Here is a 25,075-nt window from a genome sequence, read left to right as displayed (position 1 = left end):
TGATTACGGCCGCTAGGGGATTTCTGAAATGTAGGTCTTTTTTTCAGAGGCCCCCTAGGTAAAACCGGCTTCAAAATGCTAGAGCGAGCACTATTTACCCGGGGTAATCCCGGGTTTTTTTTATGTCAGTTGGATGGCTCAACCCGGTTACGGCCCTTTTGTTTTGCCATGTAGAGTGCCTTATCGGCCTTTTCAAAAGCACTTTTTTTAGTATCTTTTTTGTTTACTTTGGCTATGCCGAAAGAAACAGTGATCTGAACGGGCTCGCCTTTGAAATGAAAATGTGAATGCGCGATTTTTTCGCGGACGTTATTGGCTGCAATATAAGCCTCTTCAAGTTTGGTTTCGGGCATTAGGATGACAAACTCCTCGCCGCCATAACGAGCTATAAAATCACTCTGACGAAAATGCCGGCGCATCTGTGATGCCAGTATTTTCAGAACCTTGTCGCCAGTCAGGTGACCATAGCTGTCGTTGATTCTTTTAAAGTGATCAACATCTGCCACCAGAATGCTTAACTCTGTGCCATATCGCTTCACTCGGTCACATTCCTCGGTGATGCGACTTTCCCAGGCACCGCGGTTAGGCAACCCTGTCAGAGTGTCTGTCATAGCCCGACTGCGCTGTTGTTCCAGTGCCTGCACAGCTGCCTCATGGTTGGCCTCGATGTGACGCATTTGTCTGGACAGCGCGTCCAGTTGTTCGCGCAGACTCTGTTCGATAATCAGGTGTTCGGTTTTGAACTCAGTAACGGCCTGTTCAATCGACTGCAGTTGTTGTTGCACTGAATGTTTGAGCGAGCCGATTTCCCGCTGTTCACGTAACTGTTGTTGAATATGGCTGAACCCCTGATCCAGTTTTTCATGCAACCGGGTTTCCAGATGGCTTTGCTGATTCTGGGAATCGCGGGCGGACAGTAGTTGCTGACCAAGTTCCTTGAGTTGTGAGGAAAGGCTGATCAGGTAATTTTCGAACGACTGTTGTTCCTCGCCAACAATGCTGAGAATCAACTCTGTCAGGTCGCGAAAAATATCCTCTATCTCTTGCCATTGAATGGGACGTTGTAGTTTCTGAGATAACTTATTGGCAGCTGCTTCAAACTTTTCTGCAACCGGCAGTTGATTCAGTAGATCTGTGAGATAAGCAAGAATCACCCCAGTCATTTGCTCGGTCGATGCCGGCTCATGGCTGAGGTCGGCGAGTTCATGATCATTTGAAGAGGAATGATTTGGATGAATTTGCAGCAGTAGTATCAGCAGTTCGGGTAACTGCAACAGTTTGAGATCATCCGTATGTGGGAAAGATGTAGTAACTTGCTCTGGTGGTAGCAGCTCAATCAGCCGTTGCGAATATTGTCTAAGCGCCTGCAAAGAGGAGTTTTTGAGCTGGTCGACCCGTTCAATTTCCTGATCGATACGAATCAGTGCCTCAGAAATGGATTCGGTCGGACAGTTTTTATCGCGAAGCAGGTCGCGCAATTGATCGGACTGATGGTCAAGCTGGTTGTCCAGACCATCCGCTGCCAGGCTGACCTGTACCAGTCCCCGTCGCAGAATTTCAAGCCGCTGCTGATAAACAGTTTGATCGTTATCATGCTGTTCAACCAGCTGAAAATATTTCTCTTTCCAGTCTTCTGCCATGAACTCATACAAATAAGGGTATTTATAGAAAGTGTAGCTGGTCTGGCGTATTTCGGCAGAGATGTCGCACCAGCGCCGCTACACTCTAAGAGCGATGGATTATTTGAGGACCAGCACGGCGTCCATTTCCACTTGTACGCCTTTTGGCAAGGCCGACACTTCCACGGCGGCTCTGGCTGGATAAGGCTGCTTGACGAACTCGGCCATAACTTCATTCAGAACTGCAAAGTTGCTCAGGTCGGTCATGAAAATATTGAGTTTGACCAGGTCAGTCAGAGAACCACCCGCAGCTTCAGCCACTGCCTGCAGGTTTTTAAAAACCTGGGTCGTTTGAGCCCTAAAATCTTCAGAAACCACTTCCATCGTGGTTGGATCCAGTGGAATTTGACCAGACATATAAACGGTTTCACCGGCTTTGACTGCCTGCGAATAGGTTCCAATGGCGGCAGGTGCGTTCTCAGTACTGATCACTTGTTTATTACTCACGGTCATTCCTCTTCTGACTGGGTGAAAGATCGGTGTTGATTAAAGCCGGAATTCTGCCACTTTAACCGGGATGTTTCATTAAACATTGCAACACAATGTACTAATGAGTGTCTTCAGCATTGGTAAGGCAAAGGCTGAAGACAAACTGGTTTGGCTATGTTTACGGGTAACGTTAAACTCACCGCCGTTTATCATTATCGGACAAGCGCATGAGCACTGAAGGTATTGCAGAAATCTATAATATTGCCCACTGGGGTGATGGTTATTTTGATATTTCGGCACAAGGACAAGTCAGAGTATTGGATCATGAGCGTCGGCATCAGGTCGTGTTGCAGGATATCGTCAATCATGCTCAGCAGCAGGGGCTGCAATTACCTCTGCTAGTACGCTTTCCGCATATTCTGCATGATCGCGTGAAGCGTTTGCACCAGGCATTTGCTGATGCTATTCACGAGTTGGACTATCAGGGTGAATACACCCCCGTTTATCCGGTAAAAGTCAATCAGCAGCGCCGGGTGATAGAGGAGATTATTCAGGGCCAATTAAAAAGCCTGCAACCGGCTCGTCTTGGACTGGAAGCCGGTACCAAGCCCGAGCTGCTGGCCGTTATGACGGAAGCGCACCTGGCGCCTGCTACCATCATCTGTAATGGCTATAAAGACGAAAGCTATATTGAACTTGCGCTGATTGCCGAGAAGCTGGGTCATCAGACTTTTATTGTGATTGAGAAGTCCGGTGAACTGGAACTGGTGTTAAAGGTGGCGGAACGGCTGCAAATCAGCCCACGTATCGGTTTTCGTTCCCGTCTTGCATCTGTTGGCAAGGGTTATTGGCAGAATACGGGGGGCGAAAAGTCTAAATTCGGTCTTACCGCCCAGGAAATTGTTAATCTGGTCAATAAGTTACAGGCCAGTGGGCAGTTGTCATGTCTGCAGTTGTTGCACTTTCATCTGGGCTCGCAGATTGCCAATATCGCTGATATTCAGCGAGGATTGCAGGAATGCAGTCATTTTTATACTGAACTGATGGCCATGGGAGCCAATATACAGTGGGTGGATGTTGGTGGTGGTTTGGGGGTGGATTATGAAGGCACCCGTTCACGCAGTTTGTGTTCGATCAACTACAGTCTTAAGGAATATGCCCGTGCTGTGGTACAGGCCTTCGCTGCCGCCAGTCGTGAGATGGAGTTGCCCTGTCCGAATATTGTCACCGAATCTGGTCGGGCAGTAACGGCTCATCATGCGGTACTGATCACCAATACTGTGGATCAGGAAAATAAGGTCCGTATGACCCCGGTGCCGGTCAACAGTGAGCATGCGTTAATCGATGAGTTGCTGAGCTGTCAGGCGGATCTTGATTCGCGTAAGCGTTCACTGACTGAAATCTATCATCAGATTATTCAGGTACAGGATCAGGCCAAGCAACTGTTCTGTATCGGGCAGTTGCGATTACAGGAACGGGCTGATGTTGAAAACCTGAGTGGTCAGTTATTGGCAGAGTTGAAGAAGCGATTGGATGTGGGAAAACGTAACCATGCAGAGATTTTCAACCACTTGAATGAGGTTTTGGCAGACAAGCTGTTTGTGAATTTCTCGGTGTTTCAATCTTTGCCGGATGTGTGGGGATTGGAGCAGATTTTCCCAATTATGCCCCTCAATTATCTCAATCGCCCGATTATCCAGCGGGCTGTGATTCAGGATATCACCTGCGACAGTGATGGCCGGATCGATTTATATGTCGATGGCGAAGGGGTGGAATCCACTCTGCCAATGCCGCAAACCTCTGCCGATGAGGAGATTCTGCTGGGATTCTTTATGGTGGGAGCCTATCAGGAAATTTTGGGTGACATGCATAATCTGTTCGGAGATACCGATTCTGTTGATGCTTACTTCGATGACCAGGGTGCATTGCAACTGAAACACGGACGTAAGGGCGATACCATGGCCGCGGTGCTGAAGTATGTGGATTTTGATCCCGAGGTCATGATGCGTAACTTTGCGGCTCAGGTTAAACGCAGTAGTCTGAGCGATGAACAGCAGCAGGATTTTCTGACACTGGTACAGGAGAGCTTTGAAGGCCGCACCTACCTCAGTTGAAAAGGTGCGGTATATACGCCCTTCCTTGGGCGGTAGAGGGGTTATGATCTGCGTCTTCTGCCCAACAACCAGAGCGGAATCATCAGCCATAGTAGTGAGCCAGCCCCTCCCGCGCTTGCAGAAATGTCGGTTGCTGGCTCAGACGTATTGTCAGCCTGGTCATCCTGCTTGGCGTCTGCATCGTCAGCGGTAATAGGGGGTGTTGCGACGGCGGACCGAAAGGTATAGCGACTCCAGTCTGTGTCGTAAGCAAGCCCATTAATAACTGTAAAGAAGTAATCGACCGTGTCGTTGGCGCGTAGATTTGGAATTTCGTAACTGAAGTCGCCGTTGCCTTTTATCATGGGCACATTCATCTGAACGCCATCGTTGACGATATAGTGCAGGTCGATTTTGGTGGCCTCCACGGCAGCGGTGACCATCAGGGAACTGCCCTTTTCATTCAGACAAAAATCCTGACAATTGTTCTGATCGCCGCCGCTGGAACCGGACCCAAACACATACTGGGACCAGTCTGTGTCATATGCCAGGCCATCAATCACTGTGAAGAAGTAGTCCACAACATCATTGCTGAGCAAGCCTGAGATCCGATATTGAAAGACGCCATCGTTTTTGCTCATGGCCACATTCAATTGGGTGCCGCCATTAACTTTGTAGTGGAAATCAATCAGTGATGCATCCACGGCTGCAGTGACGATCAGCGTATCGCCTTGCTCTTCAAAGCAGAAAGTCTGACAGGTTGTCTGACCATCGTTTTTGGTGGTTAAGCCTACGGTGGTTGCAGATGAACTCTGACCCACTGTATCGAAGGCCTGCACGGATATCAGGTACTCCGTGCCAGCAGACAGTCCGGTCAGTGTCATGCTGGTAGTCGCAAGCTCATGAGTTTGCAAAACCGAACCCTGCTGGCTTACCGTAACCTGATAATGATCGATACCATAGTCGTCAGTCGCTGCGACCCAGTTGATACTGGCACCGCTACTGGTGATATTGCTTGTCGTCAGTTGGCTTGGTGCCGTTGGTGCTGTATCTCCGCTGGAAGGATAGTCAGTTGTGAATGTGGCTGTCGTCGCGGTGGACTGATTGCCGCTGGCATCACGGGCAATAATGCTCACGGTATAGTTGGTGGAAGCCATCAGGCCGCTCAGGTTCAAATGAGTATCTTTCACGGTATAGCGATTGTCTCCAGGAGTAACCGTTACCAGATAGTCAGCCACTCCGACATTATCGGTGGCGGGCAGCCAGCTTAACCGGGCACTGGTCGCCATAATTTGCGCCACAGTAATGGTACCTGCCGGATAAGGAGCTTCTGTATCGCTTTGCTGAGAATCGGGCATATCACCGGTCACTTTGCGACCAAAACTGTTGGCGGCCACCAATACGGCCATTCCATCAGAGAAAGTAACCAGTTTGGGAGTGTCGCTGTAGTTGTAAGCCAAGTACGTCAACTGACCGTTTTTCTCAAATACCATGGCTGCCGGATAGTCAGATGTTATGGTGCCATCACCGGATTTAAGGTGTCCCAGCTGGCGCCAGGAGTTGATCCAGTGGTAGGTATGAGCCATCGATTCTCCTGCCTCCACGGTATAGTTGAAATTCCGACTGTTGAAGTCAGCAACCGAGGCATCGGCATCTGTCATGGCCAGGATATTCCACCAGATGTCTGACCACTCACCGCTGGCGAGTCCAGAGGGTTTGCCGTTGGATGATTCCTTCAAGCCGAGGGTGACATAGTCAGCGAGATAATCCGGATGCTGGCCGATATGCATGACCAGTGGATTCAATGGCAATCCCTGAATACCCAGAATGTGAGCATAGGCACCACTGAACCAGGTGGAAAAGACCATGCCATTGCCCCAGATGATGGAGGTAGTCATTTTGTCGTATGCAGCCGGGAAGTTATCGTAGTCACTGCCAAGCCCGCGATAACGATCGATATTGTTCCAGTATTCCCAATAAGATGCGGCCGAGGACGCATGCAGATACATGCCCCGGCGGGTTAGTTCATCGTTACCGGTAATCAGGCCGTAGAGTACAATTGCCCCATAAGCGTTGGCGGCTTCGGAGGTGGACTCATTGTTATTGCCCAGGACGAAATTGGCGTGCCCTGAAGCCCAGGAAAAGCCGTTGGCTGGATCGAAATTACGGGTATAAGGGAACATGGGATCATTACGACCGGCTGCATAATCACGAATCAGCAGTTCCACCATACCGCCCCAGGCATCTGGTGCGCACCAGCTTTTGTCGGTCCGACAGATTTCTGCGGCGGCCCGGACAAAATAGCCGTAATGGAAATGGTGGTCGTTCAGTTGTTGTTGTGACCCAAAACTTTCAGAAAAGCCCAACAGCGTGTTCCACTGGTCGTCGTAGGCGAAGTATTTAGTGGCATCAGGTTGACCATCGTGAGTGGCGGTAAACCAGTCTTCCAATTCAGCCTTCAGCCAGTTAATCAGCCGATCATGTTCGTTGGTCATGCCATGTTGCTGTGCAAGAGCAGCCAGTTCAGCGACCTTGCCGTAGTTTTTTCCGGCCCAATAGGTATCGGTGGCAGTGTTCCAGGATGATTCGCCGCGATTGACGAATTCAGTTATCAGACTTTTGAGCTTACCAACATCGTACCCGGCCGTATTACTGGCAGGCAGGGACGGTAACACGCCAATAAACGGTAGTTCATAGCTGAACTGTGAGAGGGGATGAAAGCGGACAATACCTCTGGAGCTACGGACTTTATAGCCGGAGGTGGATGCATTCTGATCGTTTTTCCACTGCAGCGGCATCTGACCGGCCATTGTGGTGACTTCCTGGTTCTGAAACAGATAATGTTGCTGAATGCGGACGCTGTTATCAGCCAAATCAACATTGTAATCGATACGGACTTCATCCACCCGGTTCAGGGCCAGGGCCGCAAAATCATCGATCATGGCCTGGGAGGGCAGCCCATCATTGACAGGCAGCCATACTGCCGTGAAATGGCCACTGTTGTTGCTGGCGGTGACGCTGGCGGCGTTGACGTTGCTATACTGAGTATCACCTTCACCAACTATCAAAAAGCTGTTGCGGTTGCTGGCAACATCGGTCCAGATGCCCAGTTTATTGCTGTTCTGGTAGAACAACCCCCGTTCCGGGCCATCGGCCCCACGAGTATTTATCTTTAACTGCCCGCTGAGGACATCAATGAACACATACGGGGAGCCATACACAAATGTCGCCCGCATAACAGCCGTGCCGCCATCACGCCATTCGACGGTGACACTTCCGTCGCTGTAATCATAAAGAGTGGCATCGAGGTTACTGTGTGCGGTGTTGGCAAAGGCAATGCCGTCAAATACTTCACTGAACGGATCTGGGATGGAGTACTGCCAGGCATTATTGCCATCGTATTTCAAGCCATTGGGTATGCCCATCATACGGAAACCCAGGTTGGTAACCCGGGCAGTAATGGGGTCGGGGGTAATATAGCTGGTTTTACTACTGTCGCCGACAGGCATTTCCCCATAAAAAGAAACTGAGCCCCACCAGCGGTGAGTGGCTGTTGGTTCGCTGGAGGCCGGTCCGCTTAGCTGTGGGATTAATGGTTTCGGTGCGCCAATAATGCCTGAAGGAGGGTTACAGCCCTCGATACCAGGTTCCACTATACCGGCATTTTGAATCCAGTAACCATGGTCGATGGAGCATGTATATCCTTCCGGGTTGGCTTGGCTGCTGATGCTGCCCGACCCTACAGAGGTAATGGCTGCATGTGCCGATGTGCAGAAAGTACCTATAACCACACTGCTGATCAGCATAGTTGTTTGACACCGGTGCCAGATGTTTTTCTTACTGCGTTGCATAAGTTATTGTCCGCATAGTCCCATGTTATTGGTTACAACGAATATATTTCCAGCCTGGAAAACTCAAATGATTTCGAAAGTGCTTTGAAATATTGCTAGAGTGGTCACGCATGTCATGAGACATTCACACAGTAAGTAAAGGTTTGTTACGGATAGTCGAATGTTGATATAGATGTTAGAGGCTGATGCAATGTGCTGATCTTCGATGGAGCTGAGCTAACTTAAGAGGCCTTTGAAAAATAGCAATAGTTTGATGCTGGCGAGGAAGCACCCACTCGCAACACCGCAGTTTACTGGCGTAAATGAGGATGTGAGACTGGGGCTGACAACGTCCTGCGCGAAATTAGGCCATTTTTCAGAGGTTCCTTAATTCCAGTGTAGACCCATGAATGCAACGTTACAGTGTCCGTTTTGCAGTCGTAAACAGGATAATCCAGTCATAAAGTTGGCGGGCAGTCACCGTTGGCACTGTATGCACTGTCGACGCATGTTTTTGATTGTGGTCAGGAAGTCGTGGTGGGGGTGGCGCTATCAGACGCACATTATCTGAGCAGTTTTCCGGGGCAGAATCTATTGGCACAAAAAAACGGGCATGTGCCCGTTTTCCGCTATGAAACGTCTCAGTTTACAGCGTCTTTCAGTGCTTTACCGGCTTTGAATGCAACGGTATTGCTGGCTGGAATCTGAATGCTCTCACCGGTCTGTGGGTTTTTACCCGTCCGGGCGGCACGACTTCTTTTTTCAAAGGTGCCAAAACCAATCAGAGTGACAGAATCCCCTTTGCCAACTGCACCGGTAATTTCATCAAGAATCACATTTAGTACGTCAGCAGCTTTTTCTTTTGAGATATCCGCTTTTTCAGCAATCGCAGCAGCCAATTCTGGTTTACGCATAGATTTTCCCTCGTGTCATTATCATTATAGGCCCCAACAAAATTGGGGTAGTTAATTGAACCGGTTTGCTCATAGGAGTCCTGGAACCTGCTTGGTCAAAGCCATACGTTCCTTGACATACTCCCGGGTTAAAGCAAAGCCGAGTAATTGGTCGCCCTTGGTGTAGAGAGCTTTAATCCCGGATTCATTCTCTTCCACTGACCATTGACCTTGTTGGCCAGGAATGGGAGCCTGTATCACTATCGGACATGCTGGTGTTTTGACGACAACAGGCATAGCAGGGTAATGGACTTCCATGGGCGTACCATTGAGAGTGGCGGCCAAAGCCCTGGCAGCGCTCATCAATGGCAAGACATACAATAAAACATGACCTTCAACCTCGGCACAATCCCCTAACGCGAAAATGTGCGAGAAATTTGTCTCAAGATAACGATTTACTTTGATGCCATGGCCGGTAACCAGACCTGCTTCCTGTGCCAGGGTAATATTGGGACGCAAACCAATGGCAGAGAGTACGATATCCGATTCCAGCTCCTGACCATTTGTCAGCCAAGTCCTGATACCGGTTTCAGTTTTCATCATTCGATTGACCAGTGGTCCGAGATAAAACTGGACACCCAATTCTTCAAGGGATTGTTGCAGCTGTTGGGAAACCGGTGTTGGTAACAACCGCTCCATCAGCTGATTGCCTGGAGAAACCAGTTGTACTTGAAAACCAGCCGCTGCCAAGTCATTGGCAAACTCGCAACCAATCAGTCCTCCACCGAGCACTAATACTCGCTTCTTGCCGCTGAGATGCTCTTGAAAATGGGCAAACTGCTGTAGGCTGTTAACCGTAAAAACATGATCCCCGGCATCACCGGGAATCTCCTGGTTGTTGGGGGTCGCGCCGGTTGCAAGTACCAACCGATCAAAGGCAATGGTTTCTGAACCTATAAAAATCAGTCTGTTGTGGGGGTCGATATCCGTGACTTCGGTATTTATTCGAATGGTGGCATCAAGAATTTCCGACATTTTTCCTGGATCCGCCATGGTCAGGGTATTGGCGGTTTTTTCCTGGCTGATGGCATTGGACAACATGGGTTTGGAATAATTTCGACCATCGTCAGATGAAATGATGATCAGTTCCTGCTGCTTGTTGAGCTTGCGAAACTCCCTCGCCAGGCTGTACCCCGCGAGACCAGAGCCGATAATAATGATGGGTTTTGAGTTCGACATATCAACTCCTTACAGCTCGATCATTTCGAAGTCCTCTTTGCCAACTCCACAATCAGGGCAAGCCCAATCTTCTGGAATATCGCTCCAGGCGGTTCCAGGTTCAATCCCTTCTTCCGGTAAACCTTCGGCTTCATCATAAATGAAACCACAGACTATACATTGCCATTTTCTCATCACTTAACCCCCTATCGATTCTGCGGCCAAAGCTACTGAGCCTGTTTTGCAAAAGCAATAGCAGGGCTGTATTTCTCTACTAATTTCCTGGTATCGGTCACGCAAATTATCAACAAGTATAAGCATCAGATGATTCTGTTTCTGATAAACTGCGCAGCCATCATCAGTGTCCCAAGTTTGCGGTTTTGATCCCAATATTATGAATCAGGCTCTTAAATTACGGATTAATGCGTATATTGCGCTGACCCGTCTCAATCGTCCCATAGGAACATTTCTCGTTTTGTGGCCCACTTTATGGGCTTTGTGGCTGGCTGGTGGAGGGTTGCCGAAGATCTCCAATCTGCTGATTTTCATCACCGGTGTGGTGCTGATGCGCAGTGCCGGGTGTGCCATTAATGATTTCGCGGATCGAAATATTGATGGTCATGTTCAACGCACCCAGGCAAGGCCTCTTGCTTTAGGCATTATCAGGCATCATGAAGCTGTGATTCTGTTTGTGGTGTTGTGTCTGATTTCATTCGCTCTGGTGTTGATGACTAACCGGCAGACCGTCTACCTGTCGTTTGCAGGAGCAGCATTGGCATTCGCTTATCCATTTATGAAGCGCTACACCTATTTACCCCAGGTGGTGCTGGGGGCGGCTTTCAGTTGGTCGATTCCAATGGCATTTATGGCTGAAGCCGGGGAGCTGACATCAATTACCTGGCTGCTGTATACCGCCAATCTGCTATGGACAGTGGCGTATGACACTCTATATGCAATGGTTGACCGTGAGGACGATTTAAAAATTGGCGTGAAATCGACTGCTATTCTATTTGCCGAAGCCGATATTTTCGCAGTGGCAACTTTGCAGGGGCTGGCCTGGTTGACCTGGATACTGGTCGGTGTTCAGGCGGGGCTGGGACTATTCTACTACTTGGGCCTGTTGGTTGCTGGTGCTATGTTCTTCTGGCAGATCTGGAGTGTTCGCAATCGTGACCGCGACGCCTGTTTTAAAGCGTTTTTGCACAACAATTGGGTTGGAGCGGTTATTTTTGTGGGTATATTTCTGAACTTTCTATGACAGTCTATGAGTACCCATATTTGACACTGAGATGACAATTGTCACTAATTTGTCATAAAGGGGCAGTTTAATTTTGCCTGAGTCAAATTGAGTGAGATAGCTATGTCTGGAAAAACCATACTGGTCGTTGATGATGAGACCCCCATCCGAGAAATGATTGCCGCAGCGCTGGAAATGGCGGGTTATCACTGTATTGAGGCAGGTGATGCACAGGAAGCGATGTCAGTGGTAGTGGATCAGAAACCGGACCTGTTATTACTGGATTGGATGTTGCCTGGTTCCAGTGGCGTGGAAATCTGCCGGCGGTTAAAACGGGACCACCTGACAGCCGAAATACCGGTGATCATGTTGACGGCCAAAGGGGAAGAGGACCATAAAATTCAGGGGTTGGAGGCCGGTGCCGATGATTATATCACCAAGCCGTTTTCTCCCCGTGAATTGGTGGCGCGACTGAAAGCGGTATTACGCCGGGCTACCCCGCCTGGTGTGGAGGAGGCGATTGAAGTGAATGGCCTGAGGCTTGATCCAGGCAGTCATCGGGTCAGCTCAAATGGACAGGAAATTGAAATGGGCCCTACAGAGTTCAGGCTGCTACAATTCTTCATGAGTCATCAGGAACGTGCCTACACACGGGCACAGTTATTGGATCAGGTCTGGGGAGGAAATGTTTATGTGGATGAACGTACGGTCGATGTACATATTCGCCGCCTGCGCAAAGCCCTTGGTGACCAGTTGATGACCATGATTCAAACCGTACGTGGAACTGGCTACCGTTTTTCTGCAAAAATCAGCTGACTCCCAATTAGAATTGGATAACACTTTTCAATGATTAAAGATTATCGACGGCAGCATCTGACTTCTGTTGTTGCCATGGCTTTGGCCGTGATGTTGATTGGCGCCATTCTGGGCTATCCACTCATTGCCCTGCTGTTGTATCTGATCGGTTATGTCGCTTGGTCCATGTGGCAGCAGAACAAGCTGATCGAGTGGCTAAAACAAAAAGACACCACCGCAGAAAGTTTGCCGGACACCGACGGGCCGATGGGGATGGTATTTGATTATCTCTACGGATTATTACGTCGGCATCGTCTCGAAGTACACCGTCTCAATACCGTTATCAACCGATTCCAGACCTCCACATCTGCTCTTGAGGATGGGATTGTGATTGTGAATCAGGATGGCACATTGGAGTGGTGGAACGAAGCGGCTGGTGACTTGTTGAGTTTTCAGCCGCAGGACCGTGGCCAGCTGATTAACAACCTGATTCGCAGCCCTAAATTTCAAAAGTTTTTCCGCAATGCCGTTCCCCGTACCAAAGTGAATATTCCTGCTCCGAGACGCGAACATCTGACATTGCAGATTGCCATTACCATATATGGTGAAAACGAACGATTGCTATGGGTGCGTGATATCTCCCGACTGCGGCAACTGGAACAGATGCGCAAGGATTTTGTTTCCAATGCCAGCCACGAACTGCGTACACCATTGACGGTGCTGCAGGGGTATCTGGAAACATTTATTGATATGGGTGACGTGTTGCCAGAACGTATGCATCGGCCATTGCAGCAAATGCAGGCGCAGACCCGGCGCATGACCAATCTGGTCAATGATTTGATGCTATTGACCCGCCTTGATGGTGATGATGATCGTCGCGGAGACATGCAGGTACATGTAAGGCAGTTACTGGAAAGTATTGTTGAGGATGCGCAAGCCCTCAGTGGAGATAAACACCATCAGATAGAGCTCGATATCGAAACTGAAGCTGACCTGATGGGAGATCCGAATTCATTACGCTCCGCGTTTTCCAACCTAGTGTTCAATGCTGTGCACTATACTCCGGAAACCGGCCATATTCTCGTTTCATGGCGTCAGGATGAACGGTTTGCTTATATGAGCGTCAAAGACAGCGGTATTGGTATCGAAGCTCGTCACATTCCGCGTCTGACGGAACGTTTTTACCGGGTTAATGTTAGCCATTCTACAGCGACAGGAGGAACTGGCCTGGGGTTGGCAATCGTCAAGCATGCGCTGCAAATCCACGACGGTACATTGGATATTAGCAGTGAGGTTGGTAAAGGCAGCACATTTACCTGTCGCTTTCCTGTGAAGAATCTCTATCAACAACAGGAAGAGCAGCTGGCTGAGGAATAGTGGCTGGCTGTACTACTTAACGTACGGCTGCAATATATTTGGATAAAAACCCGAGTTTGTCCGGATCATCATCGACATATTTCAGTGATACCAGTAACTGGTCACAGGACATGTCTTTTTCCATCGCCGATATAGACACAATAAAACAGTTCATGCGTGCCACTTCTTCCGATTGGTCCGGCAGCTGAATATCGACGACAGCCTGATCAAAGACAATGGGAACCAGCTCTGCTCTGGGGATCTGCAGTAAGATTTCGACCAGATTGATATCGCGAATCACCGCAGTCACTGAATTGTGAGCTACTCGCAATTGTGCGGCACCTTTATTCCCCGACCGGCTTCTTGCCTTCACCGCAGCCTGTTTGCGCACCAGTTTTTCGGTGGCTGAATGGACTGCCAGAACACTGGCAGAGCCAGTGTTAGTTGAAGGTTTAGGAGGAGTAATTGAGGCTGCACCGAGCAGGTTCTGAGCCGAATCCTTGAACAACCCTTTAGGGTCATTACTCTGAGGCGCTGCTGTTGCGCTTTTTCCGCCGCCATTGAGTAATTCCTGGATATAATCCTTATGATTACGACTCAGGGCTTTGAGGATTTTTTTGAGTAATTGATCGTTGCTGAAGGGCTTGCCAATGTAATCACTGACACCGGCTTCTACTGCCTGTACAACGTTTTCTTTGTCACCACGGCTGGTAACCATGATGAATGGGGTTTTCTGCAGGTTATCCCGGTCCTCATATTCACGCAGCCAGGTTAACAATTGCAGGCCGTTCATTTCCGGCATTTCCCAATCGCATAAGATCAGGTCATAGGCATTTTTGGCAATCAGGTTTTGAGCTTTTTTGCCGTTGATTGCTTCATCAAGGCCAAGATCCGGAAAGAATCCGCGTAAAGTACGTTTTATCAGATCTCGTATAAATGCGGCATCGTCGATGCTCAGAATATTGATTCGGGCCACTCGATATTCCTGTGATTGTTTGGACTACTCTTCATCAGCATAGCAGCGATTTTGCTCAATTGCTGAATATCGATCGATCCAAAGATGTGTTGCTGCGACCACTGTCACGGGAATCACGAGAAAATTCAGTACGGGTACCAGAGTGGCTATTAACACCACAGAACCAAATCCCAGTGAGCGCAGTTTTTGCTGCCACAGCAGTTGTCGTGTGTCTTCGAATGAATGGCCGAGAATGTCCGCTGGATAATCAAGATATTGCAGGGCGGCCATCCAGGCAGAAAATAGCAACCACAAGAACGGAGCAGCAAGATTAAAACCCGGAATGAATGTGAAGATCAGTAATACCAAGGCGCGCGGCAGATAGTAGGCCAGTTTGGAAAATTCTCTGGCCACAGTTTTTGCCATCAAGGGCAACCAGTTTTTCCAATGTGCGAGATTTGAGTTTGTATTGATATTCGCCTGATCGATAATTTTTTCTGCCAGCAGACCACTGAACGGCGATGCTAACAAGGTTCCAAATATTGCGAATCCGAGTAGCCATAAGGGCAACAGGAAAACAATCAGCGAACCAATGAGCAGATTTTCAAGCCATTTTCTTGCTCCACCCAGCCAATCTGGCAGCCAGGATATCAGTGGCAGCAACAGGTGATCATCAATCATCTGCGTGAAGTACCAGACCAGTACACAGATAGACAGTGTGTTGATCAGCAGAGGAATGATCCAGAAGCGCTTCAGTCCGGGTGTCATTAACCAGCGAAAGCCGGCAAGCCAGTAGTGGACAGAATCAATAAAAGGAGTGTGTTTCAGAGCCATGGTAAAGCAGAGTGAATCCATCAAAGAGGCAGGAGACTAATCAAGATTATCTTAATTAGCAAAACAAAACCGCGGCTCAGAAACTCTCTGTTAATTGTCCAACAGCTGTACTCGTAATTTGAGTTTGTCCGGGTGCAATACCATACGAGCATAACGCAGACTTTTATAGCGCATATCCAACACCAGGGATTTGCGTAACTCCGCAATATCACTCTCTGGACACCGGGCACCAAACACCACATTAGTGAGTGTGTTTCTGGTTAATGTGAGTCCTTTGGCCTGAAACTGTAGTGGTTTAAGCAGCCGCCATTCCTGTTCGGACTGCATTTCGGGAGGCAGAGACAGACATCCGGGAAATGGCGTATCAGTAGTGGCGGTAATGTGACGATCCTGCTCATAAACAACAGGCCTAAGCATGACTGGTTCAGATTGTTTCGACGCAAAGGCAGAACTCTGACTGTTTAACTGTAGTGCCAGGCCGAGATGGTGATTACCCCGATACTGCCACAGACCAAAATGCTCGAGTGGCTGAAAAAGTGATAGCGTAGCCAGCTTTTTCCATTGCTCCGGATATTTTTTGGGAGGGTTGTTTGCGACTGATTTACGTTTGAGAGCGGATTCGATATCTGTTCGTTTTGTCTCAGATTGCTGGCAAAAATAGTCAAAACTCACTGCGCTCTGCAAAAGCTCTGGCAACTGTGTGTATTGTCTGTATAGCTCCTGCCGATAGTGTTCTTCGGAAACTGTTTGCTGAGGATCGTCAAATGGGTGATTTTGTAAGAAAGGATTCTGGTTTAAGGTTTCTGTTTCTAATGGTATAGACCCTTTCCTGAGTATCGCCAGGCCGGCGTCAAAGCTACAAAAAAATGTCAAAACCTCAGGCATTTGTTTCATAAGTGTATTCGTCTCGTTCGTTTGTAGGATATATCTTACAAAACTGTCAGTGATTGCTGTTTGTGTACGTTGTTTTCAAGACAAATGATGACAGCTTGAGTACCGCCCCCCCATGAATACTGGCTTTACCAGAATAGTAGAGATTTCAGGTCACCTGTACCCGGTTTTTGTAACCCCCTGAACCCGAATGCTTTTGGTATAGTTTCTCTCGTTGACGGGACAGCAACAAAGGACAAGCACACCATTGACGGAGTGCTCTGCAACGGAAGGCACCACATTGGAAGTATAGCGGCAGGAGCTGCACACCAGGGAGGTGTGATTTCGGGATGAATGAAAAGGACTCGGGTTTGGCAGGAGCCACAACTTAAGGATGAGTGTTTAGGAAGGATTCGACAGGACAAGGATCAGGAACGGCAGGAGCCAGCATTCAGGATGAATGGTTAGGAAGGATTCGACAGGACAAGGATCAGGAACGGCAGGAGCCAGCATTCAGGATGAATGGTTAGGAAGGATTCGACAGGACAAGGATTAGGAACGGCAGGAGCCGACATTCAGGATGAATGGTTAGGAAGGATTCGATAGGACAAGGATCAGGAATGGCAGGAGCCAGATTAAGGGACCGTAGTACTAAAGGACATTGGATTGCAAAGGATCAGCGATAGGACGTCAATTGCTAATGACTCGCTCTGGGGCGGTATGCCGACCGCCCCTTCTCATTTCCCTTCGTGAACATCTTCGTAGTTTTGCATTGACTTAGAGCCCTGCCTTCCCGATAAGGCCAGTTTACGGGTGATCTCAACTATGGCAGACCACTTATCGTCACACCATTCCGGGGCTAGCAAGCTGTCGGACCTGGCTTTGGCGCTGACCCGATGATAAACGATATGTTCTGGTGTTCTCTGGATTAGGTCGACGGCAGCATTAACATATTCCGGTAAAGTTAATGTTTTTAATCGACCTGATCGCCAAGTCCGTGCCATGGCGCTTCCCTTTACCACATGCAGTGGATGTAGTTTCAATCCATCAACACCGGTTGCGATGACTTGAGATAGGGTTTGTCGATAATCGTTCTGATTTTCTCCGGGTAAACCCACAATCAAATGGCAACAAATTTTCAGGTTGTGCTCTCGGGCGCGCGCTGTTGTCTGCTGATAGCACTGAAAATCATGGCCTCGGTTGATTCGTTTAAGTGTCTGATCGTGAGCGCTTTGCAGCCCCAGTTCCAGCCAGACCTCCTTCCCCTGCCGCTGATAATCTGCCAGCATTTTGATGACCTCATCACTGACACAATCAGGACGTGTACCGACACAAATACCAACGACATCTTCACTGGCGAGGGCTTGTTGATACATGCGTTTCAGGTAGGCTGTTTCGGCATAAGTGTTACTGTATGCCTGAAAATAGGCTAGGTAGCGAATATTACGATGTTTGAGTTCCTGCTTTCGCAACGTCAGTTGTTCGGCAATCGACAAATGCTGTTGCTGTGCGGCAACAAATGAGTCGACATTGCAAAAGGTACATCCGCCACGGCCAATGGTGCCGTCACGGTTGGGACAGGTGACGTTGGCATCGATCGTCAGCTTTCTGATCTTACTGCCAAAACGCGTTTTAAGATCACGTCCCAGGGTATTTACGTATTGGTCGAGCTGCATGGCCTGGCTCACAACAAAAGTCATGCAGTATAAAGTGATGGCAAGGTTGATCGCGTGAGTAATATCAGGATTTATAGCACCGAGGCGACCATCTTTATACTCAGTGCAATGAGCAGCACTGAAAATATCTTCTTCAGGGTGCCAACGGGCAGACGGTGAGTAAGACTGACACCTATTGGTGCTGTAAAAAAGCTCATGATTGAGATAATCAAGACAGCAGGGATATAAATAAAACCAATGGTCAGATGCTCTGCCGATGTGTTTGACCAGCCATTGATCAGATAGCCAATCGTACCCGCAATAGAAATCGGTAGACCAATGGCCGCGGATGTTCCGATGGCGTTTTTCAACGGAATATTGCACCAGGTTAAATAGGGAACTGTCAGCGATCCGCCGCCAATAGAAACCAATGCGGAAACGCCACCGATAACGCCCCCAGCTGACAGCACTCCTGCCGTGCCAGGCAGTTCGCGATGTTCCTTGGGTTTGATATTCAAAAACATTTGCACCGAAATATAGGCCATGAACACGCTGAAGAAAATTGCCAGTGGCTTGGAGCTTAAATGGGAAGCCAGAAATGTAGCGGCAAATGTGCCAAGAATAATGCCCGGAGTAATGGTTTTAACAATATCCCACCGAACACTGCCTTTAGCATGGTGCGCCCTCAGGCTGGACAAGGATGTGATTATGATGGCTGCCATCGATGTTCCCAATGCCAGATGTACCACTTCATCCACCGCCACTCCTTGATATAAGAATAGCGTTGTGAGTGCCGGAACCATAATACCACCACCACCAATTCCGAGTAATCCGGCCATAATACCGACAATAGCACCCAGCAATAACAATGCAACAATGACATTTAGAGTGATCAAACATATTCTCCTGAAAACGGCGAATGGATAGGATTCTTTAGCTTTGAAGTATCAGAGTATCACTCTGCTTTGGAGGCTGCCATGGGTGAAAGTACGAGGGTGACAGCCAGACCAATGGCTATGGAGAGACCGAAACTGGCGACGGCTGGGGTATGGCTGCAGGCCAGTATTGTAAACACTGCAGCAGAGGATCCGGCCGACAACAGGACCGACTGTTGAACTTCGTGCGTGAGTCCTTTGTCTGCATAAAAAACCACACAATCAATTCCCAGTGCCAGAATCAGTAACTGTGAAATCAAATGAAAAGTGTTCAGCTCTCCATAAATTAAAGCAGTGCAGATGGAAGAAATCGCCATTGCCAGCAATATCGGGGTTAGAGTCCAGGCTACCCGGCGATAACCATAACGAAGCCACAAAATCACAGCGACCAATAACACGGATATCCCTGTCAGGGTTAGCAGGTGCTGCCGATATTGACCCAGCTTGGCTGAAATTTGAGCCGGAATATCGACGTAAACCAGCCCCAGTTGATTACTGATCTGTTTAATCTCCTGCAGATTGTCGTCGGTCTTGAAACGAACACTGAATCCTGTACCTGAATGGTTGGTGACGTAAAGGCTGCTGGATAATTCCGGCAGGGCCGCCAGCTGGTCCTGAATAGAGGCTGCTTTTTCTTCGAATGTCGGCAATTTAAGGCCGTAGTCGTCACGGATAAAGTTCAGGAAACCCGCTGTTTTAGCGGCCAGCATTAAAGCTGTTGCTTCCTGCTGCTGTTGGGTATTTCTCAGTAATGGCTGTAGCGACAGCGTCTGGATACCGTCATGTTCAAGAGTATTGACAAAATGATCCAGAGCTTCGCTGGCGCGTTCGGCTTCGGGAGAGTCGATAAAGACATACTGATGGCTGTAGTTCTCACGCCAGTGCTGAATGATTTTTGCTTCGTTGGCCAGCGTAGTGGATTTGGAATAAAGCAATTGCATGTCATCGTCAAATGCTGGACGCCCCATCCATACTGCAGCGGCTGTAAGCATCAGTATCAGGGAGACACTGACCAATAACCGGAACGAATAGACGGCATTGTTCAGAGAGCGTAACAGCGGGTGGCGTTCATGGGCAGGTGTTCGGCGATGGATATTTTGAATGATCTGCTTGGCACTGACTGTTACCGTTAGGAATGCACCCAGTAGGCCGGTAATCATAAATATTCCAACCTGATGCAGTAGTGCAATCGGCGTAAATTGAAATGTCAGATAACCGATAATGGTCGTCAACAGGCCAAGCATCAGAGGAGCCTTGATCCTATTCAGCCAAAGCCGGTGGTGACGGGCAGTACTCATGGCATGGAAACCATAATCTCCGGCGATTCCAAGCAGCGATACAGCAAATACCAGACTGAGCAGGTGTACTTGTTGAAAGAATATCAATAAGCCCAAAAGGCTAGCCAAAACAGCATTAGTCAGCACCAGTAGTGAGATAACTGCCGGCCAGGCAGAGCGATACACCACAACAATCAGGATGGTAATCGCCAGTAATGAAAGTCCAATGGAGAAAGAAATTTCTTTTTTGGCCTGGGCTGTGGTGAACAATGCATGAAAGATGGAACCGGATTTGTAGATCGATATGTCTGGAAATCGGGTTTTAAGCTGCCCCAGGGTATTCTCTAGCTCGTCAATCAGCGGCTGGGCTTGAGCTGTGTCCAGGCTGGTTTTCAGCTGCAATGTAAATAACGCTGCATAGTCATGTCGGTCGTGCCGGAGTCGCCATGCTCTGGACTGAAAATCAAATGCATTGGCGGCTGAGTTCAAAAATGCAGCACTGGCCAGCGTGCTGTCCTGATCGATGCTGCGGGCCAGCCACGGAGAAAAGTTACGGTTCAGCTCTGTTTCAAATAGCAGATGAATTTGTTCAGGGTCCTGAGCGGTCAGTGCCTGTAGGTATTCAGGCGTTAGAAATGCACCGGGATGACTGGTAATCATGTTAACCCAGGGTTCAAACGATCCCTCGGTGGGTTCGGCCAAATCCAGCTCCCGTAAAAACTGTTGAAGTACATTGGCAGCCTGACTGACGGTCTCCAGGTTATCGGCTAATAATAACAGGTTGATCGTGCGGGCCTGGGTCTGGGAAATGTTTTCCTGCATGGCCTGCTGCAATGTGGATGAATACTCCTGTGGCAGCAGAGAAAGCAGATCAGTCTGTAGAGTTAACGGCTTTACTCCCCAAAGAAGCGCCAGCAAAATAAGGCTGACAAGGGGTTGAAGCCACCAGTTATTGAGTCGCTGCATCAAGTTTTAACGTATCCTGTTCAGAGAGCTGGTCCGATATAAACGTCAAGTTGATGATGGTTGACGCTCCTCTGGCTTGAAATAACGTTACTTCCTTAGGATGAATATCACCGCAGATTTTCACTGCTTCCAGCACTGATTGTGCCTGAGAGGATTTGGTTTTCAGGCCTACGCACCAGGATTGTCGGTCACCTTTAAAGAACATTTCAAAATATCGACTCAACGGAGTCCAGTTGTTGAATATTGTGGCTTTCAATAACGCCCCTATTTGTTCACCTGCAGGAATTATCTGATAAACGCCATCGTTCTGAAGCTCATAGACACCGGTTTCAGTGACCAGTGTTGATGATGATCTCGGTTGTTCAGAAATCCATAACAGCCCTTGCGGTTGTCGGTAAATGAAATATCCGCTGGACAGTATTGGTTTATTCAACGCCGGAATTGTTCTGGCTTCTGTGAACCTTCCCTTGCCCGTTGTGGTGACCTGTAAGTCCGTTATTGCTGGGATCTCCTGAGGATCTATAGGAGTGAAATCACTGAAATCAGCTGCCGACCAAGCCGGTGACGCCAGGAACAAAATAATCAGTGACAGCCAGATGCGCATTTCTTACAGGTACCTCGTACTTCCTAAACCATGTTTGGTAAGGACAATCGTGTTTTGGCTGGTATTGATGACGCCAGCAGGGTGGCTATCTTGCCAGACCGTTCCCATTCATTCCAGGCTGAGCTTAACATTGCCGGAAAAGCGCAACTGTCCGGATGAAAAAATCGTGGCACCCTGGTGATATGTGAAGTGAATATGATTAGTGGGCCTGTGTTCCAGTGTCAGCCAGATGGTCTGACCGGCCGGTATGGCAGTCAGATAGTGCAGAGTTTCAACCACGTTGGCATTGCATTCATGTAATGGAAAATAAATGTTTGCATAGTGGATGACCCACTGTAATTGCAGTATTCCTGGCAATGTAGTAACCGTAGTTGCAGCTTTGGCGAGATACCTTAGGGTTGCCGGTATAAACATCTGCAGAGTCACCATGTCTGGCTGCTGCTGGACCTCCCTGATTTCAGGGTATTCATCATAGTGGGTCAATGCCCCGGCTCCGGTTAGGACAATCAGGCTCAGTCAAACGGCTGATAATTGAACCAGTCAACTTTCAGCGTGCTGTTATTGTCCGGGTAATTGCCAGCTTCGCCGGTGGACCAATGTGTTGCGGCGTGCCAGACGTTTAGCATGAAGTTTGCTGCATGTTGCGGAACCATAGTTTGGTCCGTCATATCCCAGAGTGTGATTTCCTGGTCATCCATAACCATAAACCAGCGTACATGATCTTCGTACCATTCGAACCCGAGATGATAGTAAGTTTGTGCTGCGGGAAAATCAGCCAAACGTATACTTGTCAGATTGCCGGCGTATTCAGTGTCGTAATTGTCTTCACCGCCATCGGGAGTCTGATACATTTCTCCGGTACTCATGTTAATGCTACGGGTCTTTTTACGAAAACCACTGTTGTCGTCGTCAGTCCAGGTGGTCAACCACAGTAGATTTGGCTCGCCGCACAAATATTCGATATCTATTTCAGAATTGTCCTCAAGTCCGTTTTGGTTCAGGTCTTCGCCATTGTGGTAATAGGTGAAGATGCCGCTGACAACCTCCTCGTCATTGGCACACTGGGCAAACTGGACGTTCATTTCATAGCGGCCATAATGCAAGGTCTGCTGAGTCCAGACTTCTGTGGCAAATGCAGGTGAGGTGCGATCTGTGCTTCCCAGGGACGGATTGCCGGGAAACACCAGTGACAGGATATGACCGTCCTCCGCATGGCTGTCGGTGTCACCAAAAATTATGCTGGCACCCTTCTGCATACGGGAATCCCAGAGCGATGAATCCGTACCAAAATTGTCAGTTCTTACAATGGTTTCATGTTTGTCTGTAGTGATGGGCCCGTCAACGACATCGTCTTTGTCTGTAGTGGTGGGCTCGTCAAAGCCACCGTCGGTCTTGCAGCCTGACAGACTGATAATGGCAAAAAGAATGATATGGAGTCGATACATAATGACCTGCGTGAAAATTTGTTGAAACGGAAACCGTTAATATTAAAAGCTTCGCATCAGAATAATGTTGATACATGACTATAAGTCATGGTCGATGCATTCGCACTTCTTCGATAAATAATTTTGCTGTTCATTCAATGATGCAGAAACAAATACTGGATCTCAGTCGCCACCGCCTCCACAGCCACCCCCGCAACTGCTACCGCAGCCACTGCCGCCGGAATCACCAAAACTGTCAAAGAAACCACCATGACCAGAGGAACTCCCCGAGTCACCTACACATCCTGACGAACAACCGATGTCGCCGGCACAGAAGCCGACGCCATAATTGGGAGACAATGGATTACTGCAGTTCAGAGAATATTTAAAGCCATCGTCAATCTGAAGCTGGCTATCTATTGCAAACAATAGTGGGAGTCGGCTTGGTTTATCCGGTCTGATTCTGGCTTTATGACAAGCCAGGCGCCAAGTGCGCTTAATGCCTTCCTGTGCGTGAACGGGGGTATTCATCGCTTCTGTGGGGGTGTGGTGTAGAAAATATCCGAAGGCCTTCTGACAGAACAGTTCATAGGCCCGGGTTGTAAGAATAAATTCATGCCAGAGTACATCCACTACTTGTGAAGGCATGGCCACCATTTTGCGTTTAGCCTGATGGCAAATGTAAAAATAATCACGCATAGCACGGAATACCAATTCTATCTGATCATTATTAAGGTGGGGGTAGACCTTACGTAGTTTTTTTTCCAGCCCGGGATGGAACTGGTAGTTTTCGATATATTGAAGACGGCTGCTTCTACGCTGACGTAAGAACCAGAAAACCAGCAGGGCGATAACCGTAGATAGAATGATGATGTTGATTTCCATATGGGTAAATCTCCTTCATTGAAGGATGCCTGAAACACCAGTCAGGCATCCGGATAACTTTTAGACTTCAAACTCTATACGCTTAAGAAGGCTCAGACCATGGTGTTGGTCGTAGTATGCGGCCTCGTTAACAAACGCCGGACATAAGCCGGGCTCATCCTGATAAAACACGGTATCCCCGTTTTGCAGTAAAAACAGTGGGTCACCGGGATTCAGAGGCTGAAAATCCTTATCCTGTACATTGGGGTGAATCATGCCGATGAGGTTGCCCTGTTCATCTTCAGGCATTTTGACCTTCTTCACAAACTGGAATCCACTGGCTGTTTCAGGCAACTCGGGCGCTTTGCCGATGTTGGTCAAATGCAGATAATCCAGAACTGCATGGGTGGCTAATCTGCTGGCTTCAAAGATATCCGCCCGCAGACAGCCTTGTGCGACCGGACCGACTTCAATGATCAGTCCACCGATGCGAGCGATGGAAATCATGAAGTTATCTTCCATACGATCCACTTCCTGATAAAACAGCGTTACGTTAGGCACGGTCTTCTGCACCTGTACGGCAGCGCGTCTGACAATCGGGTTCAGACTGTTGATCACAATGGTAATACCCATGTTAGCCGTAGTGGTATGCAGATCAATAATAAAATCACGAGCCGGATCCTGTTTAGGGCCAATCAACTGATTGATCGCTTTGGCCCGGTTCTGTTCATAGCCGGGTAACGTTGGATTGGCTAGATCCTGGATAGCGAATTGGCGGTTCAGGTCCTGGTCGATATAACGACAGTTCATGGCATGGGCGCGGGGATTGGCGAGTAGTGTTTCAGTAACAAAACTGCCGCGATTAATTTCCTGTGGTTTTTGTTCCCATCGTCTGAGCAGATGGATACCTGTTAATTCATTACCATGGGTACCGCCGACAATGACAACAGATTTGATTGAGTCCATAACCGTTTCCTGAAACATTTGGAATGATTGGGTAATCATACCGTAATCAGATTGAAAGTATTTGGGTGATTCTCGGTACATTTATTTTAATAAATGGGTGGATTTTCACCCAAATTAATGAAGAGTCTTTTTCGGTTTTCGTTGCTAAACGACAGGATAGCTGGGTTAAGTCATGGAAATGATGATTTGGCACCC

The 25,075-nt window shown here is 48.5% G+C and carries 21 protein-coding genes; 4 read left to right on the top strand and 17 right to left on the bottom strand.

The window, feature by feature from the left end; translation table 11 throughout:
• Positions 1-125 precede the first annotated feature (125 nt).
• Together ACQY6I_RS10835 and ACQY6I_RS10830 are read right to left on the bottom strand one after the other, a co-directional pair.
• Entirely contained in the window at positions 126-1,640 is a 1,515-nt protein-coding gene (locus tag ACQY6I_RS10835) for a GGDEF domain-containing protein (protein WP_428241504.1), read from the bottom strand.
• A gap of 99 nt (positions 1,641-1,739) precedes the next feature.
• Positions 1,740-2,126 (bottom strand): RidA family protein, encoded by a 387-nt coding sequence (locus tag ACQY6I_RS10830; protein WP_428241503.1) that lies wholly within the window; start codon positions 2,124-2,126, stop codon positions 1,740-1,742.
• 209 nt (positions 2,127-2,335) lie between these two features.
• On the opposite strand from ACQY6I_RS10830, the gene speA reads away from it, so the two are divergent.
• Positions 2,336-4,222 carry a biosynthetic arginine decarboxylase gene (gene speA / locus ACQY6I_RS10825; protein WP_428241502.1) on the top strand — a complete coding sequence of 629 codons (1,887 nt, stop codon included), beginning with the start codon at positions 2,336-2,338 and terminating at the stop codon, positions 4,220-4,222.
• A 41-nt stretch (positions 4,223-4,263) separates the two neighbouring features.
• Here the strand turns inward: speA and ACQY6I_RS10820 are convergent, their stop codons facing one another.
• The 4 genes from ACQY6I_RS10820 to rd all read right to left on the bottom strand — a co-directional run bounded on the left by ACQY6I_RS10820 (position 4,264) and on the right by rd (position 10,337).
• Positions 4,264-8,007 (bottom strand): glycosyl hydrolase, encoded by a 3,744-nt coding sequence (locus ACQY6I_RS10820; RefSeq protein ID WP_428241501.1) that lies wholly within the window; start codon positions 8,005-8,007, stop codon positions 4,264-4,266.
• 665 nt (positions 8,008-8,672) lie between these two features.
• Entirely contained in the window at positions 8,673-8,945 is a 273-nt protein-coding gene (locus ACQY6I_RS10815) for an HU family DNA-binding protein (RefSeq protein WP_044615889.1), read from the bottom strand.
• 69 nt (positions 8,946-9,014) lie between these two features.
• The gene (locus tag ACQY6I_RS10810) at positions 9,015-10,163 is read right to left on the bottom strand and encodes an FAD-dependent oxidoreductase (protein ID WP_428241500.1); all 1,149 of its coding nucleotides are present in this window, start codon (positions 10,161-10,163) and stop codon (positions 9,015-9,017) included.
• A gap of 9 nt (positions 10,164-10,172) precedes the next feature.
• Positions 10,173-10,337: a rubredoxin gene (gene rd / locus ACQY6I_RS10805; protein WP_044615891.1), complete on the bottom strand. Its 165-nt coding sequence runs from the start codon at positions 10,335-10,337 to the stop codon at positions 10,173-10,175.
• A 199-nt stretch (positions 10,338-10,536) separates the two neighbouring features.
• Here rd and ubiA point away from each other — a divergent pair, with 199 nt between their 5' ends.
• The 3 genes from ubiA (at position 10,537) to phoR (ending at position 13,551) form a co-directional block, all read left to right on the top strand.
• Positions 10,537-11,400: a 4-hydroxybenzoate octaprenyltransferase gene (gene ubiA / locus ACQY6I_RS10800; protein WP_428241499.1), complete on the top strand. Its 864-nt coding sequence runs from the start codon at positions 10,537-10,539 to the stop codon at positions 11,398-11,400.
• A gap of 102 nt (positions 11,401-11,502) precedes the next feature.
• The gene (gene phoB / locus ACQY6I_RS10795) at positions 11,503-12,195 is read left to right on the top strand and encodes a phosphate regulon transcriptional regulator PhoB (RefSeq protein ID WP_428241498.1); all 693 of its coding nucleotides are present in this window, start codon (positions 11,503-11,505) and stop codon (positions 12,193-12,195) included.
• A 30-nt stretch (positions 12,196-12,225) separates the two neighbouring features.
• The gene (gene phoR, locus ACQY6I_RS10790; protein ID WP_428241497.1) at positions 12,226-13,551 is read left to right on the top strand and encodes a phosphate regulon sensor histidine kinase PhoR; all 1,326 of its coding nucleotides are present in this window, start codon (positions 12,226-12,228) and stop codon (positions 13,549-13,551) included.
• Positions 13,552-13,567: 16 nt separating this feature from the next.
• Here the strand turns inward: phoR and ACQY6I_RS10785 are convergent, their stop codons facing one another.
• The 11 genes from ACQY6I_RS10785 to ACQY6I_RS10735 all read right to left on the bottom strand — a co-directional run bounded on the left by ACQY6I_RS10785 (position 13,568) and on the right by ACQY6I_RS10735 (position 24,880).
• Entirely contained in the window at positions 13,568-14,506 is a 939-nt protein-coding gene (locus tag ACQY6I_RS10785) for a response regulator (RefSeq protein WP_428241496.1), read from the bottom strand.
• A gap of 24 nt (positions 14,507-14,530) precedes the next feature.
• On the bottom strand, positions 14,531-15,319 hold the full coding sequence (gene cysZ, locus ACQY6I_RS10780; protein ID WP_428241495.1) for a sulfate transporter CysZ: 789 nt from the start codon (positions 15,317-15,319) through the stop codon (positions 14,531-14,533).
• Between the two features lie 90 nt (positions 15,320-15,409).
• On the bottom strand, positions 15,410-15,991 hold the full coding sequence (locus ACQY6I_RS10775; RefSeq protein WP_428241494.1) for a hypothetical protein: 582 nt from the start codon (positions 15,989-15,991) through the stop codon (positions 15,410-15,412).
• A 935-nt stretch (positions 15,992-16,926) separates the two neighbouring features.
• Positions 16,927-17,865 (bottom strand): TIGR01212 family radical SAM protein, encoded by a 939-nt coding sequence (locus ACQY6I_RS10770; RefSeq protein WP_428241493.1) that lies wholly within the window; start codon positions 17,863-17,865, stop codon positions 16,927-16,929.
• Positions 17,866-17,936: 71 nt separating this feature from the next.
• Positions 17,937-18,740 (bottom strand): sulfite exporter TauE/SafE family protein, encoded by an 804-nt coding sequence (locus tag ACQY6I_RS10765; RefSeq protein WP_428241492.1) that lies wholly within the window; start codon positions 18,738-18,740, stop codon positions 17,937-17,939.
• A 59-nt stretch (positions 18,741-18,799) separates the two neighbouring features.
• Positions 18,800-21,022, bottom strand: coding sequence for a hypothetical protein (locus ACQY6I_RS10760; protein ID WP_428241491.1), 2,223 nt, complete (start codon positions 21,020-21,022; stop codon positions 18,800-18,802).
• The gene (locus tag ACQY6I_RS10755; RefSeq protein WP_428241490.1) at positions 21,006-21,626 is read right to left on the bottom strand and encodes a hypothetical protein; all 621 of its coding nucleotides are present in this window, start codon (positions 21,624-21,626) and stop codon (positions 21,006-21,008) included. The genes ACQY6I_RS10760 and ACQY6I_RS10755 overlap by 17 nt, the downstream gene beginning before the upstream one ends.
• Before the next feature lie 108 nt (positions 21,627-21,734).
• Positions 21,735-22,109, bottom strand: coding sequence for a hypothetical protein (locus ACQY6I_RS10750; RefSeq protein WP_428241489.1), 375 nt, complete (start codon positions 22,107-22,109; stop codon positions 21,735-21,737).
• A gap of 29 nt (positions 22,110-22,138) precedes the next feature.
• The gene (locus ACQY6I_RS10745) at positions 22,139-23,071 is read right to left on the bottom strand and encodes a glycoside hydrolase family 16 protein (protein ID WP_428241488.1); all 933 of its coding nucleotides are present in this window, start codon (positions 23,069-23,071) and stop codon (positions 22,139-22,141) included.
• A 162-nt stretch (positions 23,072-23,233) separates the two neighbouring features.
• Entirely contained in the window at positions 23,234-23,935 is a 702-nt protein-coding gene (locus tag ACQY6I_RS10740) for a glycine-rich domain-containing protein (protein ID WP_428241487.1), read from the bottom strand.
• A 60-nt stretch (positions 23,936-23,995) separates the two neighbouring features.
• Complete coding sequence (locus tag ACQY6I_RS10735; RefSeq protein WP_428241486.1) at positions 23,996-24,880, bottom strand: aspartoacylase; 885 nt, start codon at positions 24,878-24,880, stop codon at positions 23,996-23,998.
• Positions 24,881-25,075 lie beyond the last annotated feature (195 nt).

Source organism: Gynuella sp. (assembly GCF_050297175.1).
Lineage (GTDB): Bacteria > Pseudomonadota > Gammaproteobacteria > Pseudomonadales > Natronospirillaceae > Gynuella.
This window is presented reverse-complemented; position numbering and strand designations above follow the sequence as displayed.